The 15,162-nt window shown below is 69.0% G+C and carries 15 protein-coding genes and 3 pseudogenes; 11 read left to right on the top strand and 7 right to left on the bottom strand.

Annotated features, from left to right (window positions below; translation table 11 throughout):
• Positions 1-265: 265 nt before the first annotated feature.
• Together KUM40_RS12450 and KUM40_RS12445 are read left to right on the top strand one after the other, a co-directional pair.
• Positions 266-1,096 (top strand): ATP-binding protein, encoded by an 831-nt coding sequence (locus KUM40_RS12450; RefSeq protein ID WP_374227373.1) that lies wholly within the window; start codon positions 266-268, stop codon positions 1,094-1,096.
• Entirely contained in the window at positions 1,093-2,373 is a 1,281-nt protein-coding gene (locus KUM40_RS12445) for a cytochrome P450 (RefSeq protein ID WP_217165871.1), read from the top strand. The genes KUM40_RS12450 and KUM40_RS12445 overlap by 4 nt, the downstream gene beginning before the upstream one ends.
• Before the next feature lie 162 nt (positions 2,374-2,535).
• Here KUM40_RS12445 and KUM40_RS12440 read toward each other — a convergent pair whose 3' ends face one another.
• Together KUM40_RS12440 and KUM40_RS12435 are read right to left on the bottom strand one after the other, a co-directional pair.
• Positions 2,536-2,727 carry a hypothetical protein gene (locus KUM40_RS12440; protein ID WP_374227372.1) on the bottom strand — a complete coding sequence of 64 codons (192 nt, stop codon included), beginning with the start codon at positions 2,725-2,727 and terminating at the stop codon, positions 2,536-2,538.
• A complete protein-coding gene (locus KUM40_RS12435; RefSeq protein ID WP_217165870.1) occupies positions 2,711-3,685 on the bottom strand; it encodes a YafY family protein in 975 nt (324 codons plus the stop codon). Before KUM40_RS12435 ends, KUM40_RS12440 begins: the two co-directional genes overlap by 17 nt.
• A 137-nt stretch (positions 3,686-3,822) precedes the next feature.
• Here KUM40_RS12435 and KUM40_RS12430 point away from each other — a divergent pair, with 137 nt between their 5' ends.
• Complete coding sequence (locus KUM40_RS12430; protein WP_217165869.1) at positions 3,823-4,218, top strand: RidA family protein; 396 nt, start codon at positions 3,823-3,825, stop codon at positions 4,216-4,218.
• A gap of 98 nt (positions 4,219-4,316) precedes the next feature.
• Here KUM40_RS12430 and KUM40_RS12425 read toward each other — a convergent pair whose 3' ends face one another.
• The gene (locus KUM40_RS12425) at positions 4,317-4,691 is read right to left on the bottom strand and encodes a type II toxin-antitoxin system death-on-curing family toxin (RefSeq protein WP_217165902.1); all 375 of its coding nucleotides are present in this window, start codon (positions 4,689-4,691) and stop codon (positions 4,317-4,319) included.
• A gap of 370 nt (positions 4,692-5,061) precedes the next feature.
• On the opposite strand from KUM40_RS12425, the gene KUM40_RS12420 reads away from it, so the two are divergent.
• The 3 genes and pseudogenes from KUM40_RS12420 to KUM40_RS41235 all read left to right on the top strand — a co-directional run bounded on the left by KUM40_RS12420 (position 5,062) and on the right by KUM40_RS41235 (position 8,354).
• Positions 5,062-7,074 (top strand): GxGYxYP domain-containing protein, encoded by a 2,013-nt coding sequence (locus KUM40_RS12420; protein WP_217165868.1) that lies wholly within the window; start codon positions 5,062-5,064, stop codon positions 7,072-7,074.
• A 237-nt stretch (positions 7,075-7,311) separates the two neighbouring features.
• On the top strand, positions 7,312-7,758 hold the full coding sequence (locus KUM40_RS12415) for a hypothetical protein (protein WP_374227371.1): 447 nt from the start codon (positions 7,312-7,314) through the stop codon (positions 7,756-7,758).
• Between the two features lie 5 nt (positions 7,759-7,763).
• Positions 7,764-8,354, top strand: a pseudogene (locus KUM40_RS41235) (nucleotidyl transferase AbiEii/AbiGii toxin family protein).
• 31 nt (positions 8,355-8,385) lie between these two features.
• On the opposite strand, the gene KUM40_RS12410 reads toward KUM40_RS41235, so the two are convergent.
• A complete protein-coding gene (locus KUM40_RS12410; protein ID WP_217165867.1) occupies positions 8,386-8,778 on the bottom strand; it encodes a type II toxin-antitoxin system death-on-curing family toxin in 393 nt (130 codons plus the stop codon).
• Complete coding sequence (locus KUM40_RS12405; RefSeq protein WP_217165866.1) at positions 8,775-8,969, bottom strand: ribbon-helix-helix protein, CopG family; 195 nt, start codon at positions 8,967-8,969, stop codon at positions 8,775-8,777. The genes KUM40_RS12410 and KUM40_RS12405 overlap by 4 nt, the downstream gene beginning before the upstream one ends.
• 712 nt (positions 8,970-9,681) lie before the next feature.
• Between KUM40_RS12405 and KUM40_RS12400 the strand changes: the two genes are divergently transcribed.
• From KUM40_RS12400 to KUM40_RS42650, 5 genes and pseudogenes are all read left to right on the top strand, one after another.
• Positions 9,682-9,966, top strand: a complete 285-nt coding sequence (locus KUM40_RS12400) for a hypothetical protein (RefSeq protein WP_217165865.1) — start codon at positions 9,682-9,684, stop codon at positions 9,964-9,966.
• On the top strand, positions 9,963-10,361 hold the full coding sequence (locus tag KUM40_RS12395) for a PIN domain-containing protein (RefSeq protein WP_217165864.1): 399 nt from the start codon (positions 9,963-9,965) through the stop codon (positions 10,359-10,361). The genes KUM40_RS12400 and KUM40_RS12395 overlap by 4 nt, the downstream gene beginning before the upstream one ends.
• 182 nt (positions 10,362-10,543) lie before the next feature.
• Positions 10,544-10,603 (top strand): annotated as a pseudogene (locus tag KUM40_RS42655) (hypothetical protein); the annotation flags it as partial.
• Between the two features lie 115 nt (positions 10,604-10,718).
• Positions 10,719-11,054, top strand: a pseudogene (locus KUM40_RS41230) (DDE-type integrase/transposase/recombinase); the annotation flags it as partial.
• A complete protein-coding gene (locus KUM40_RS42650; RefSeq protein ID WP_374227374.1) occupies positions 10,997-11,131 on the top strand; it encodes a hypothetical protein in 135 nt (44 codons plus the stop codon). The pseudogene KUM40_RS41230 and the gene KUM40_RS42650, both read left to right, overlap by 58 nt.
• Positions 11,132-11,583: 452 nt before the next feature.
• On the opposite strand, the gene KUM40_RS12380 is transcribed toward KUM40_RS42650, so the two are convergent.
• A complete protein-coding gene (locus KUM40_RS12380) occupies positions 11,584-12,984 on the bottom strand; it encodes a class I SAM-dependent RNA methyltransferase (RefSeq protein ID WP_254394988.1) in 1,401 nt (466 codons plus the stop codon).
• 64 nt (positions 12,985-13,048) lie between these two features.
• The gene (locus tag KUM40_RS12375) at positions 13,049-15,112 is read right to left on the bottom strand and encodes an APC family permease (protein WP_217165862.1); all 2,064 of its coding nucleotides are present in this window, start codon (positions 15,110-15,112) and stop codon (positions 13,049-13,051) included.
• Positions 15,113-15,162 lie beyond the last annotated feature (50 nt).

Genomic DNA, 15,162 nt, shown 5'->3' with positions numbered 1-15,162 from the left:
AACGCGCCATTCCCAGCCGCCCGGTGTGGCTGAAGCGTGTCGTGAAAGGTTTCGCTTCTCGTGGCCGGCACCGGTGTCTGCAGGGTCGTCGCTTCGGGACCGCTGTGGTGAGCCGACCGTTACGGGAGTCAAGGTGGCCAGGACTCGACCGCGGGTGCGAGCGCCGCCGTCGCCGGATGCGCCGTCGCCCTGCCGGCCGCCGCCGGGGCGGGGTGGGCCGGCGTCACAGCGGACGCTGAGCCGCACCGGGCCCTCGTGGGAGCCGGTGACGTCGTCGGAGGAGACCGGCGAGGAGTTCGCCCGGGCCCTGGACTCGGTCGTGGTCGCGCTCGGCTCGGACGCGGCCGTGAACCGCGAACGCACCCTGCGCGATTCGGTGCAGACCGCCTTCGAATCCGTGGCGCGCACCATGCGCGTGATGGCGACCGTGCAGCAGCAGGTCCTGGACGAGGTCGAGCGCTCCATCGAAGATCCTCGTCCGAAGGCGGACGTGATGAAGGACGACCAGGCGGCCTCGCAGATGACCCGCAAGGCGCAGACTCGTCTGGTGATGTGCGGAATCCGGCCCGCCCGCCGGGAAACCCAACCAGTCTCGCTCTACGACTGCGTACGGGGCGCCCAGTCCCGGACCGTGGAGTTCGGGCGGATCGAGGTGCCCGGCGGACAGACCCCGTACGCGGTGGCCCCGGCGGTGGAGGAGCTGACGCACTCCGTCGCCGAACTCCTCAAGAACGCCACGGTGTTCTCCCCCTCCAGTGCCCTCGTCGTCGTCAGCGAGCGGGAGGTGGGCGCCGGCGCGGTCGTCGAGATCGACGACGCCGGGCCCGGGATGCCGCCGGACGTCCTGCACCAGGCCCTCGGCCGGCCGCGCGACGACCCGGACCTGACCCGCCTGGGTGCGGTGCCCCGGCTTGGCCTGGCCTGTGTCGGGCGCTGGAACCGGGAGTTGGGCTTCAATGTGGAGCTGAGCGGGTCATCGGCGTACGGCGGAACCGGCAGAACCGGCCGCGCACGTCGGGCCCGTGGCAGGCGGGCGCGACGACTGTCCGTCCTCCGCGGCCTGTCCCTCCCCTGCGAAGACCTGGAGCCCTGTTGAACACGTCACCGGTGAACCCCGAGGCCGACCGTCCGCACCGCCTGGACCCGGCGGGCGGCTGCCCGCACGCGGCCAACGCCAGACTGCTGGCCCGGGGAGCGGTCACCCCGGTGGTCCTCCCCGGCGAGGTGCAGGGGATGGCAGTGCTGGGCCACGACGCGCTGAAGGAGTTCCTCGCGCACCCCGACGTCGCCAAGAACGCACGGCACTTCACAGCGCTCCAGGCCGGGGAGATCACCGACGGCTGGCCGCTGAAGACGTTCGCCACGGTGCAGGGGATGACGACCGCGGACGGCGCCGACCACCGGCGGCTGCGGTCGCTGATGAGCAAGGCGTTCACGGCCCGCCGGGTCGAGGAACTCCGCCCCTACGTAGTGGAGCTGACATCCCGCCTGCTGAGCGGCCTGGAGGCGGCCGCCACCGAGGACGGCGTCGTCGATCTGCGCACCCACTTCGCACTGCCGCTGCCAATGGGCGTCATCTGCGAACTGCTGGGCGTGGACGAGGCCCACCACGACCGGCTGCACGACCTCTCCAACCAGATCGTGGCCACGGACATCGGTCCGGCCGAGGCGATGGCGGCGAACCGCGAGATGGTGGAGGTGCTGAGCGCGGTCGCTGCCGCCCGGACCGCCGATCCGGGCGACGACCTCACCAGCGCGATGATCGCGGCCCGTGAGGAGAGCGGCGACCGGTTCAGCCCGCACGAGCTGATCGGCACGCTGATGCTGACCATCATCGCCGGGCACGAGACGACGCTGAATCTGATCACGAACGCCGTACGCGCCCTGTGCGCCCATCGGGACCAGCTCGACCTGGTCCGCTCCGGCGGGGCGAGCTGGGCGGACGTGGTGGAGGAGACGCTGCGCTGGGACAGCCCGGTCAGCTACTTCCCGTTCCGCTACCCGACCCGGGATCTGACCCTGGACGGCACCGTGATCCCCCAAGGCACCCCGGTCCTCGCCGGGTACTCGGCGGCCGGCCGCGACACGCGCGCCCACGGCCCGGACGCGGCACGCTTCGACATCACCCGCACCGGAGAGTCCCGCCATCTCTCCCTGGGACACGGCGCGCACTACTGCATGGGCGCGCCCCTGGCCCGTCTGGAGGGCGCCACGGCCCTGGAACTGCTCTTCACCCGCTTCCCGTCCCTGGACCTCGCGGTCCCGGAGCCGGAACTGCCGCGCCACGCCTCGTTCGTGGGGAACAGCGTGCAGAAGTTGCCGGTACGGCTGAAGGCGGGACGCGCACCACATCCGGGAACCCACCGCGGGTGACGAGTCAAGCGCACCCGGACACACCTGGGCAGCCTAGGAAAACCTCGGGTCAGAGCCCGTTTCTCGGTTCATCGTCCTTCGTCGGGCGCCCAGAGCGTCAAACGAACGTCAAGGCCGAGAGTCTGTCCCGCGCAGGGCTGAGCGGTCTGCGGCACAGCTCGCTCAGTACGGCCAGCGCCGAGGGCAGAAGGGTCGCACCGGCCACGCCCTGAGCGCCCGGCAGGCGATGAGGAGCTCCGGGTTGGTGGCGAACGTGGCACCCGCCGATGCGCTGACGAAGAGCGGCACGCCGCCGAGCAGGAACTTCAGTTCGGCCTCGCAGGGGTGGACGGAACTTTCAGGTCGGTGGCCCATAGCGGGACGCGATCACCGTCGCGCGGTGGTGCAGGGAGGTGCGCAGCCACTGCGGGGCCTCCACCTCCGTGTACATGGCGTGCTGCCACAGCGCCCATTCCGCATGCCGTGCGTCCTGAAAGACGACGTGCAGCCGGAGCCTGCCGTCCCCGTCGGTCTCCTCGGAGCGGACCGCCAGGGCGGTGGCGACCAGGTGCTCCCGGCGCGCGGGGGCCACGCGGACCACCACGGCGGTGTTGTCGCCGCCGGTCCGGAACCGCACGTTGCGTTCGCGCCAGGCCCGGTCCAGGTCGACCGTGTCCGAACGCTGCGCGGGTTCGTCGAGCTCCTCGGCTGCCAGGACCCGGCTCAACCGGTAAGTGCGGTCCTCGGTGCCCCGCTTGGCCAGCAGGTAGCCCTGATCCCTGACGGTGACCAGACCGATCGGGTCGACCGTGCGCCACTTCGGGGGCTGGCCCACGGCCTCGTAGTAGATGCGCAGTTTGTGCCCGGCGAACACCGCGCGCCGGACCTCGGCGGTGATGGAGTCCGAGACCTCCTCGGGGGCCACGCGACGCGAGAGGAGATCGGTCTCCGGGTCGATGAGCAACCGCTGGGCCGCTCCGGCGGCGGTGTCCCGCAGCCCCTCCGGCAGCGCGTCGACCACTTTCAGCACGGCTGAGGCGAGCGCCGATCCCAGACCGAACAGTTGCGCGCCGCGCCGTGATCCGGCGACCACGAGGGCGAGCGCCTCGTCGTGGTTCAGGCCGGTGAGCGCCGTCTGGAAATCCGGTAGGAGCGCGAACCCGCCGTGCCGCCCGCGCTCCGCGTAGACCGGGACCCCCGCCGCGGAGAGTGCCTCCATGTCGCGCAGCACCGTCCGCGTCGACACCTCCAGCTCACGGGCGAGTGTCTCCGCGGTCATCCGGCCTCGCTGACGCAGCAACAGGACCAGGGAAACCAACCGGTCGGCGCGCATGGGAAAACCCTAGCGAAATACATGACCAAGGGTGTCACGTATTTCCAGGCAGGGTTCATCGCACGACGTCAGAGCGCGGCGGTTGCCGAAGCGATGGGCGTGCGCAGTGTCATGGACCGAATGGAGCAGGTGCGGCAATGGAACGTAACGCGGTCAACCCGGTGTCGTGGTCGGTCGAGATGGGATTCAACCAGGGCGAGGTCGTCTCCGGACACTCGCGCACCCTGTACATCTCGGGCCAGACGGCGATGAGCAAGGAAGGCAAGCCCGAGCACGACGGTGACATGGCGGCGCAGATGGCGCTGGCCGTCGACAACATTGAGGCGGTGCTCTCCGAGGCGGGTATGACCCTCTCGAACCTCGTCCGGCTGAACGTCTACACGACCGACGTCGACCTGCTCTTCCAGCACTACGGCGTACTGGCGGGCCGCCTGGGCGCCGCCCGCGTCGCGCCGACCACCACCATGCTCGGTGTGACGCGGCTGGCGATTACCGGTCAGATGATCGAGCTCGAGGGCACCGCCGTAGCCTGACTCACGGCCGGGCGCGTGAGTCCGGTGGGGGATGGGGAGACGAACTGGCGAGGAAGACCCCGCCGTTGCCGATGGGACCGGACTCACGACGTCGAACGTCAGGAGACGAGGAACCAGGTCGACAAGCGCTTGGCGATGACCGGTACGTCAATGTTGTCCTGCGCGACTTCCTCGACGAACGGGCCGGCCACGGAGACGGGCGGCGGAACGATCCCGGCTTTGACGCCGTTGAGGCGCAGGAAGACGCGCATGGCGAGCCAAGCGGTGCGCTTGTTGCCGTCTATCAGCGCGCGATTACGGGCGACAGAGTGCAGCAGTACCGCCGCCTTCTCGTACGACGTGGGATACAGCTCGGCTCCGAACACGTTCGTCCGGGGCCGCTCGATCGCCGACACCAGAAGCCCCATGTCACGCACGCTGTGCTCGGTACCGTTGACCGCGCGGGCGATGGCCAGGATCTCGTCGATCTGGATGCAGCGTCAAGGTCGTCGGCCAAGGGACCGTCGAGCCGAGTCCGAACGCAGTTGCTGGAACTGGCCGCGCATTCCCAGTCCCTCGCGTCACGACTGCGTGCCACGGCTCTCCCCCATCTCCACCGGGTCGTCACTCTCGTCGGCAAGACCACGAACCTGATCGTGCGCACCGGGGACACGGTCCGGTTCATGGCAAGCGTCGAGTGCCAGCAGGCGGCGAGGAACAGGACTGAACACCGTCCAACCGACGGAAACCAGTCGCATCCCGTACGCACCATGGACAACCAGTTCATCCCCTCGCTACGCTCACCGGCGATTGACAACGATGTCGGAATCCGGGCGTGGCGGCTACGGGAAGCGGAGAGCATCGATGGTCACACGGAGAGATCTGCTACGGACGGGCAGCGCGGTGGTCGCGGCGGGCGGGCTGGGACTTGTACGGCCACCACAGGCCGAGGCCGCCCCGGCGCCCCGCCTCCTTACGTCCTTCGGCCGCCCCACCCGACTCGACGTGGCCGACGTCAGCGCCCTCGACGGCTACGACCAACTGCTCCTCACGACCCTCCAGGGCGTCGTCAACCGCCGTGAACCGCGCCTCTACTTCAGTTACGACACCGGGGACACCGACCTGCGCTGGCTGGCCGGCACCGGCGCGAGCGTCACCACTCACGACCACGCCCTGGACCTGGTAACCCGGTATCACCGCGAGGTACGCGGCGCCGTGCTGATCGACCCGGACGTGCCCGACTCGGTCAATGTCGCCACCACCCTGACCGGCCTGACCGGCGCGGTAGCGGCCACCGCGGAGCAGGCCGAGCGTCACGGCCTCAGGACGGTCACCGACCTGCGCGGCCGGTTCGACCCCGACGACGTGCCCGCCACCTACCGCTGGCAGCTCCGCCACCTCTTCCCACGCTGCGCCCACACCCTGGTGGCTGGGCTGCCGCCGACCCGCACCGTGCCCGCCGCGGGGGTGGAGTGGCGGGAGATCGCGAGGGAGACGGAGCGTGTACGCGACAGCTCCAACCGCCGTACACGCACTCTGGACCTGAGCCCGGAGCTGAGCGACGGCGGCAACGGCGACGCCGTGTATCTACGGTTCCAGGATTCCTTCGGCGACGACGGTTGGGGGGCGTCCGTGGGCTCCGTCGCCCTGCACGCCGACGGAGTGCAGATCGCCCATTTCACCCCGGGCACCGAAACCGAGGAGCTTTACCTCTTCGACGGCCTCAACTCCTCCATCGGAGGCGACGCCAACCGGTTCAGCGACGGCGGCGAAGGCTACTTCGTCTACCGCTTCATCGTCCCCGCCGGTGCGAAGCGACTGTTCGCCGAGGTCGACCTGTGGAACCAGTTCCTCGTCACCGCCACCACCACGGCCCCGACCCGCGTCGAACCGTTCCCCAACTTCCGTGACTACGCGGTCGCGAGCAGGGCCATGGTCCTGTGGCTGCCGCCTGCGGGCGAGACCGGTGACCTGCTCGACGACGCGCTGAGCCGACTCGCGCCGACCACGCCCTACACCGGCTGGTTCCCCAACGACGTGGCCGGTGAATGGGGCGGCGTCGACCGCGCCTCGCGGCACGGTATCGAGGTCATCGCCACGGATTTCTACATGAACGCCACGGTCCACGCGGGCGTGCCCGCACGCGTCTCCAGCCGTGTCCGCACGCGGCCGAGGGCGAGGCTCCGCAACCGCGTCTACGTCACTTTCACCGTCGGCGAGGGCGACAACGTGCAGTACTGCCAGCGTCGCATGCGGGACATCTGGGACGACCCGGCGCGCGGCACCGTCCCCGTCAACTGGACCATCAGCCCCCTGCTCGCCGACCTCGGCCCCTCGCTGCTCGCCCACTACCAGCGCACCGCCACCGACAACGACCTCCTCATCTGCGGCCCGTCCGGCGCCGGTTACACGTATCCCGCCTCCTGGCCCGAGGAGCACCTGGCCGCCTACACCGAACTGACCGGCCGCTACCTGCGCCGCACTGGCATGGATCTCGTGTATGCCTACAACCCGCGCAACGCGGCGGGCGACGGCTGGATCCCCTTCGACGAACGCGTCGTCACCTCGTACGCCCGCGACACGCCCCTGCGCGGCATCATCCAGTCCTGGGAGACCGGCGATCTCCAGCCCCGCGCCGGCGGAATCCCGGTGATCGGCAACTTCTATCCGCAGGGCAAGGGCCCGGAGTTCCGGGACGCGCTGCTGAAGCACATCGAGGACCGGGACCCGTCCCGGCCCCTGTTCATCGCCGCGGCCATCAACGCGTGGACCTGGACACCGAACGACATCGCAGCCGTCGCGGCACTCCTGGACGACCCGTTCGAGGTGGTGCGCGGTGACGTGTTCTTCGAGTTGCTGGACAGGACCCACGGGTGACCGTGTGCCCTGGCAGCCGCCAGCGGGGTGGCTGCCAGGGCAGTCAACGACATCATCGGGAACAGCGCGAGCAATACCGGGACGACTGCTCAGAGAAGAAATCGCCCGTGACGCACATAGCACACATGCGATAAAGTTGCAGGTCAGCGCGCCTTTCGGCAGGCTCTGAAAGGTGTCGCCCTGACCGAATCTCGGAAACTCCCAGGTCAGAGCCTGTTAAACGGCTCACCGTCCCGCGTGCGGGCGCCCAGAGCGTCAAACGAGCGTCATGATCCACAGTCCATTCCTCCTCTTCCCTCCAGCTCACAGCACGCCGCACCCCTGCCGAGCGCCCCCTCGGGCGCGGTCGCCGAGGACCTCGCGCTGTACCGGGAGAAGTTCCGGCGGCGTCTGCCGCAGTCGCTGGACGAGTTGCACGGGCCGACCCACGGTGTCGTGGATCTGCCGCTGCACATGGCCTGGTCCGGGATGACCTCGTACGACCTGGGCAAACCGCGTCAGCGTATGGGCCTCTACCGGACCGTCCTGCACGAGGGCCTGCGCGACGACCTGCCCCGCCACCTCAACCAGGACCTGCTCCTCCATCTGTGGCCGGTGCTGCGCACTCTCGTCGGCCGCACCGTACGCGCCGTATGGGAAGACGCCTTCCCTCAGCTCGCCTCCCGCACCCGGGCAGCCGCGTGACGGACATGCCGGAGCTGCACACGCGGCTCCTGGCGGATGTGATCGCGCTCGGATCTCGATGTCGCCACCGAGAACCCGGCGCCCATGGCCGACATCGCCGCCACGCTCCGCGCCGGCCTGGAAGCCCGCTGGGAGGTGCAGGCGCTGGAGACTGCCCCGCTGTCCGCCCGCTTCACCGTGTCCGACCCGGCCACCGGGCAGGAGTGCGAGGTCGACATCCTCAAGGAGATCTTCTGGCGGCCGGTCGGCCAGGGCCCGTACGGGCCCGTCCTCGCGGAGGAGGACGTGATCGGGACCAAGGTCCGCGCCCTGGCCGACCACGGAGCGCCCCGCGACCTGATCGACGTGTTCGCAGCTCCCGGCGGTGGACCAACACCGAGCTCGAAGAGTTCGGCCGCCGACACGCCCGCGGCCGCTTCGAGCGTGAAGACCTGCAGTCGAACCTCACGGGCACCGAATGGACCGACGACGAAGCCTTCCTCGCCTACGGGCTCGATGACGCCACCATCACCGCGCTTCGCACTTGGGCTGTGGGGTGGGCCGACGACCTCGCCGCTCGCCTCCTCGAAGAGTCCGATGATCCGCACATCGACTGATCACGTCCGTACCGTACAGACCCCGTCGACGTCAGGAAACGGGGAACCAGGTCGAGAGGCGCTTGGCGATGGCCGGTACATCGACGTTGTCCTGCGCGACGTCCTCAACGAACGGGCCAGCCACGGAGACGGGCGGTGGGACGGTACTCGCGCTGACGCCGTTGAGCCGCAGGAAGACACGCATGGCGAGCCAGGCGGTGCGCTTGTTGCCGTCGATCAGCGCATGATTGCGGGCAACGGAGTGCAGCAGTGCCGCGCCCTTCTCGTGCAGCGTGGAATAGAGCTCGGCCCCGAACACATTGGTCCGGGGCCGTTCGATCGCTGATACCAGAAGCCCCATGTCACGCACGCTGTGCTCCGTGCCGTTGACCTTGCGAGCAATGGCCAGGATCTCGTCGATCTGGATGTAACGCACCTCGGTCACTTCAGGTAGTCCAGGATCTCCGCATCGCTGTCCATCAGCTCGGCCAGGACGTCATCGACCCTCAGCTCGGCCCGATTCTGGGCCTCGCGGATGGCTTCGATGGCGAGTTCCTGCTTGCTGCGGCGCTCACGACTGGCACGCTCGGTGAGCTTCGCGTCAAGGTCGTCGGGGAGTCGGAGTGTCATCGCCATACAGCCATGATACCGGACTGGTATCTAGGTGGCGAGGTGATACCAGCCACTCGGGACGAGACCTCGGACCACAGCGTCTCTGTGGCCCTGACGGGCCACGCTCTCGGCTCCAAGGAGGGGCGAGCCCGACGGAATCTCGCGCCGCCGCTGGGACGGTACAGCGAGGGCGCCCGTAGCGGAGTCCTTGCCCATGCCGGTGGTCCAGTCCGCACAACCCCCAGCCGGGGAGCGTGAAGTTGGGGCTTCCGTTTCGAGCGTCATCTGAGCGTCAAGAATTTCCGAACGAAACCCTGAAGGCGTCGCCGGTGCAAGCGCCTCCCTCATGAACACGCAGGTCAGGCTGGCCTACAAGGGTCGATCCGTCAGCTCGACCCGCAACACGGAGGGAAACAGGTCAAGCACCCCACCCGGACCGCGAAGTCGCAGGTCAGACACCCTTTGCCGCGGGCTCCAAAATGGCGACGCACCCCACGTGCGACGTCATCGGAAACATGTGAATCAAAAATTTGTGAAAGAAAGTCGCAGGTCAGCGCCACACCGAGGGCAGTTCGGACCGGGTTCGATGTGCGTTACGGGCACTACGTGCGATCTCTTGACGCACGACCCACCTGGCACGGACGCTCTCTCCAGCTCGTGGCTGCGGAGGCCAAGGCGCGAGCAGAGAATCAGCCAGGATATCGCCTTATGGCATTTAAAATGCCATACTCGCGTTATGGCTGACGACGACACCGACTTCCTCCCCGGCGACGGGCCCACCAGCGGAATCTCCGTCTCCCTCGCCGCTGGCACCCTGCAGGCGATCCGGGAACGGGTCGGCAAGCGGGGCGTATCTGCCTACCTGGAGAAGGCTGCGCAGCGGCAGATCGAGCGCGACAGCCTGGACGAACTGATCGCCGACTTCGAGCGCGTCAACGGCCCTGCCGATCCGGAGGCAGTGGCCGCCAAGCGAGCCAGGCTCACCGGCACCCCCTCTGCCGGAGCCGGTGCGGCCGCGTGAGCGGCGCGCTGATCCTGGACAGTGAGGGCCTGGCCAAGGCCGTCCAGCGCGACCGCGAAGTCCAGGAGTGGCTCACCGCCGCCCGCGATGCCGACTGGCCCATCGTCACCTCGGCTGCAGTGCTGGTCGAGGTGATCCACCCCAGGATCAATGACGCGGCGCTGAAATGGACGCTGTCCCGACTGCGGGTCGAGCCCGTCACTCAGGCCACCGCCCAGACGGCGGCGACCCTGCTGCGCACAGCCGGACTGCACGGCCACAAGTACGCCATCGACGCCATGCTCTGCGCCACCGCGCTCGCCCATCCGGGCCGCGTCACGATCCTGACATCCGATGTCGAAGACATCTCCATGCTCACCGCGGACCACACCCGAGTCTTGGCCGAGAAGGTCTGACGCAGTCAAAGCCGGCGCCAACCCCTAGGGTCTGCTGCAGGGTCGGGTGACGGGTCAAGATCACCCGTCCGCGCGGCCGAACCCTGACGCAGAGCACTCACCTGTGGAGCATCGCCCCTGGAGCCTCCGCGTAGAACCATCCCCCTTGCTGCGCGGCTCCCCATCACGAGCGGCAGGGTCACACGGTGGCCCGCTGCACCGTCGAACGGCTGATGCGCGAGTTGGGCATCGCCGGCGCCGTCCGCGGCAAGAAGGCCATCACCACGATCCCGGACCAGCAGGCCGAGCGGGCACCGGACCGGGTGGACCGCAACTTCGTCGCCACCGCACCGAACCGCTGCTGGGTCGGCGGATTTCGCGCATGTGGCGACCTGGGCCGGGGTGGTCTACGTCGCCTTCGTCGTGGACACCTTCGCCCGCCGCATCGTCGGCTGGTCCGCCGCGACGTCGAAGGAGACCCGGCTCGTCCTGGACGCTCTGGAGATGGCACTGTGGCAGCGCGACCGCGATGAACACCCCCACGTTCGCGGTGAGTTGATACATCACAGCAACGCCCTCATGGAGAGCACGATCGGCCTGTTCAAAACCGAATTGATCAAGCCGCACGGCCCTGGAAGACCCTCTCCCAGGTCGAGCTGGCCACCGCAGAGTGGGTCGACTGGTACTGCCACCGCCGACTCCACGGTGAGATAGGCCACGTCCCACCCGTCGAGTACGAGACCAACTACTACACGGAACTCACAAAACCCCAGGTCACAACCGCAATCTGAGGTCTCTACCGAACCCGGGGCGATTCAACGCGATTACGCCGCAGCGCTGCTACCGGGGCAGGAAAGGACGGAGACCGAGGCGTGGCTCGCCTTCGCGGACGCCCGGCTCCAGCAGCTCACCGAGTCCGCCGCAGCGCCGAAGCTGCCCTCCCCACCGAAGCCCAGCGGCGACGACCTCAAGCCCTTCCTCGGCCACTGGAGCCCTTACGGACCCCGTTCCTACTGAGCCTCAAATCGGGTCATATCGAGCACAGTTTCACCAATGGACGGTAAAGACGGGGCCGCCTCAAGCCGTACTCGACACACCGTCACCTGCGGAAACGAACGCCTGACACCCCATCAGAACGTGCGTCAAACGTGCGTCAGAAGGGCCCAACGTGCGTCGAATATGCGTCAAGATATCGCCCGTAACGCCCACAGCGCACATAATGCACACTCGGCGAAACAACAGGTCAGGCGCCCTTTGCGGCAGGCTCAAGGATCGCGACGCACTCGACATGGTGGGTCATAGGAAACAGATCGAACACCCGCAGCATCCGCACCCGGTACCCCCCGTCGCGGAAGTACCCCAGGTCCCGCGCCAGAGCGGCCGGGTCGCACGCGACGTACGCGATCCTCCGCGCGCCCAGCGACGACAGGTGCTCGACCGTCTTGCGTCCCGCCCCCGCGCGCGGCGGGTCCAGGACGATGAGGTCGACCTCGGAGATCCCCGTGCGCGGCAGGACCGACTCGACCTTGCCCTGCTCGATGCGGACGCGGTCGAAGGCGGCGAGGTTGTGGCGGGCGTCCTCGACGGCGCGTTTGCCGGACTCGATGCCGAGGACCGCGCCCTGGTCGCCGACGCGGTCGGCGAGCGCGCCGGCGAACAGGCCCACGCCGCAGTACAGGTCGAGGGCCATGTCGCCCTTGCGCGGGAGCAGGCCCTGCATGACCGCCGTGACCAGGGTGTCGGCCGCCTTGGGGTGGACCTGCCAGAAGCCGCCGGAGCCGACCCGGTACGTGCGGTCGTCGGCGCGCTCGCGGACGAAGGGGCGGCCGTGGACGCGGTGGACGCCGCCGTCCTTCTCGCCGACGCGCATGACCGACACCGGGCGGTCCAGTTCGACGAGGGGGAGCCTCGCGCCCGGCCGGGGAGTCAGGATGACCTGGCGGTCCTGCGAGCCGGTCGCCGCGATCGCCTCGACCGACTCCATGCCCGTCCAGTCCCGCTGCTCGATGCCCAGCTCGCTGACGCCCTCGGCGGCGATCATGCAGTGGTCGATCGGCTGGACCTCGTGCGAGCGGTGCTTGCGCAGGCCGGCACGGCCCTCGGCGTCCACGGCGTACTGCACGCGCGTGCGCCACGACGGGACCTGACCGGCGGGCACCTTGTCGCCCTCGGCCGGCATCACCGTGCCGTCCCAGCCGGCCTCCTCCGGAGTGAGGCCCGCAAGGCGCTCGAGCTGCTCGGTGACGACCTCGCCCTTCAGGCGGCGCTGTGCGCCCGGCTTGGCGTGCTGCCAGTCGCAGCCGCCGCAGCGGCCGGGGCCCGCGAAGGGGCAGGGGGCCTCGATGCGGTCCTTGGAGGCGTCCAGGATCTCGACCGCGTCCGCGCGCAGGAAGCGGGCCCCCTCCTCGCCCTCCGTCACCCGGGCAACGACCCGCTCGCCGGGCAGCGCGTGCCGGACGAACAGCACCTGTCCCTCGGACGTGCGAGCGATGCAGTGGCCGCCGTGGGCGACGGGGCCGATCTCGACCTCGTACTCCTCGCCGACCAGCGAGACCGGCTGCGAGACCGGCTTTGGGGCCGGCTCTGACACCGGCTGTGCGGCCTCTTGCGACTCCGCCTGCGAATTCTTCGGTTCTGCCTGCATGGCGGGGTGACTCCAGAGAACGGGACGGCGGGAGACCGACGACCAAGGACAACAGCCGTCCAGTCTACGTCGACGAAGAGGAGTCCTTCGTCCGGTCCTGCTGGGCCGGGCCGCGCCGGACCGCGCCGGGCGCGCTCCAGTCCTGCCGCTTGCGGGCCCGCCGCCTCGCGGCCTCGGAGGACTCCAACTGGTAGGGGACGGACGTGACCATGACGCCGGGGGTGAACAGCAGGCGGCCCTTGAGGCGCAGCGCGCTCTGGTTGTGCAGGAGTTGCTCGTACCAGTGGCCGACCACGTACTCGGGGATGATGACCGAGACCGCGTCGCGCGGGGACTCCTTGCGCAGGCTCTTGACGTACTCGATGACCGGCCGTGTGATCTCGCGGTACGGCGAGTCCAGGACCTTCAGGGGTACGGCGATGCCGCGCCGCTCCCACTCCTCGCGCAGGGCCTTGGTCTCGGCCGGGTCGACGTTGACGCTGAGCGCCTCCAGGGAGTCGGAGCGCATCAGCTTGGCGTAGGCCAACGCCCGCAGGGTGGGGCGGTGGATCTTGGAGATGAGGACCACCGAGTGGACTCGGGACGGGCGCACCATGTCGTCGGTCTGCGCCTCCTCCGGGTCCTCGGGGGCCGCGATCTCCTCGGCGACGCGGTCGTAGTGCTTGCGGATCGCCGTCATCGTCGCGAAGAAGATGCACATGCCGAGCAGGGCGACCCAGGCGCCGTGCGTGAACTTCGTGGCCAGTACGACGATCAGGACGAGTCCGGTGAAGAAGGCGCCGAAGGCGTTGATCGCGCGGGAGCGGATCATCCGGCGGCGCGCGGCCCGGTCCCGCTCGGTGGCCAGGTGGCGGTTCCAGTGGCGGACCATGCCGATCTGGCTGAGCGTGAAGGAGACGAAGACGCCGACGATGTAGAGCTGGATCAGCCGCGTCGAGTCGGCGCCGTAGACGAAGACCAGGAGTATGGCGGCGCCGGCCAGGAGCACGATGCCGTTGGAGAACGCGAGGCGGTCGCCGCGGGTGTGGAGCTGGCGCGGCAGGTAGCGGTCCTGGGCGAGGATCGAGCCGAGCAGCGGGAAGCCGTTGTAGGCGGTGTTGGCGGCCAGGAAGAGGACCAGCGCGGTGGCCGCCGCCAGCACGATGAACAGGAAGCTGCCCTCGCCGAAGACGGCCTCCGCGACCTGCGAGATCACCGGGTGCTGGACGTAGTCCGCGCCGACCGCGACGCCGTTGTGGAAGAGGTCGGTCGCCGGGTTCTCCGACATGCGGACGTCCGTCGCGGACGCGAGCGCGATGATGCCGCAGAACATGGTGACGGCGAGCAGGCCCATCAACGCGAGGGTGTTTCCCGCGTTCTTCGACTTGGGCTTGCGGAAGGCCGGGACGCCGTTGGAGATCGCCTCGACGCCGGTGAGCGCGGCGCAGCCGGAGGAGAAGGCCCGCAGGAGGAGAAAGATCAGGGCGAAGCCGGCCAGGCCGCCGTGTTCCGGCTTGATCTCGTAGTCCGCCGTCGGGGCGCGCATGGTGTCGTCCAGGACCAGGCCGCGGAACGCGCCCCACACGATCATGATGAAGACGCCCGTGACGAAGACGTACGTCGGAATCGCGAACAGGGTGCCCGACTCCCTGACCCCGCGCAGGTTCATCAGGGTGAGCAGCAGGATCACGGCGACCGCGCAGAGGACCTTGTGCTCGACGACGAAGGGGATCGCGGAGCCGAGGTTCTCGATGCCGGAGGAGATGGAGACGGCGACGGTCAGGACGTAGTCGACCAGGAGCGCGCTGGCGACGGTCAGGCCGGCCTTGGGACCGAGGTTGGTGTTCGCCACCTCGTAGTCGCCGCCGCCGCTCGGGTAGGCGTGCACGTTCTGCCGGTAGGAGGCGACCACGGTGAACATCAGAACGACGACCGCGACCGCGATCCAGGGACTGAAGTGGTAGGCCGACACGCCCGCGATGGACAGGACGAGCAGCACCTCGCCGGGCGCGTACGCCACGGAGGACAGCGGGTCGGACGCGAAGACGGGGAGGGCGATCCGCTTCGGCAGGAGCGTTTCACCCAGCCGGTCGCTGCGCAGTGCGCGCCCGATCAGGATCCGCTTGGGCACGTCGGTCAGTTTGGACACAACAGAGGATCGTATGCGTTCGAACGAGCGCCCGCCCCACCGCCACCCCC

It is taken from the genome of Streptomyces sp. AC512_CC834 (assembly GCF_019049325.1).
In the GTDB taxonomy this organism is placed as follows: Bacteria; Actinomycetota; Actinomycetes; order Streptomycetales; family Streptomycetaceae; genus Streptomyces.
This window is presented reverse-complemented; position numbering and strand designations above follow the sequence as displayed.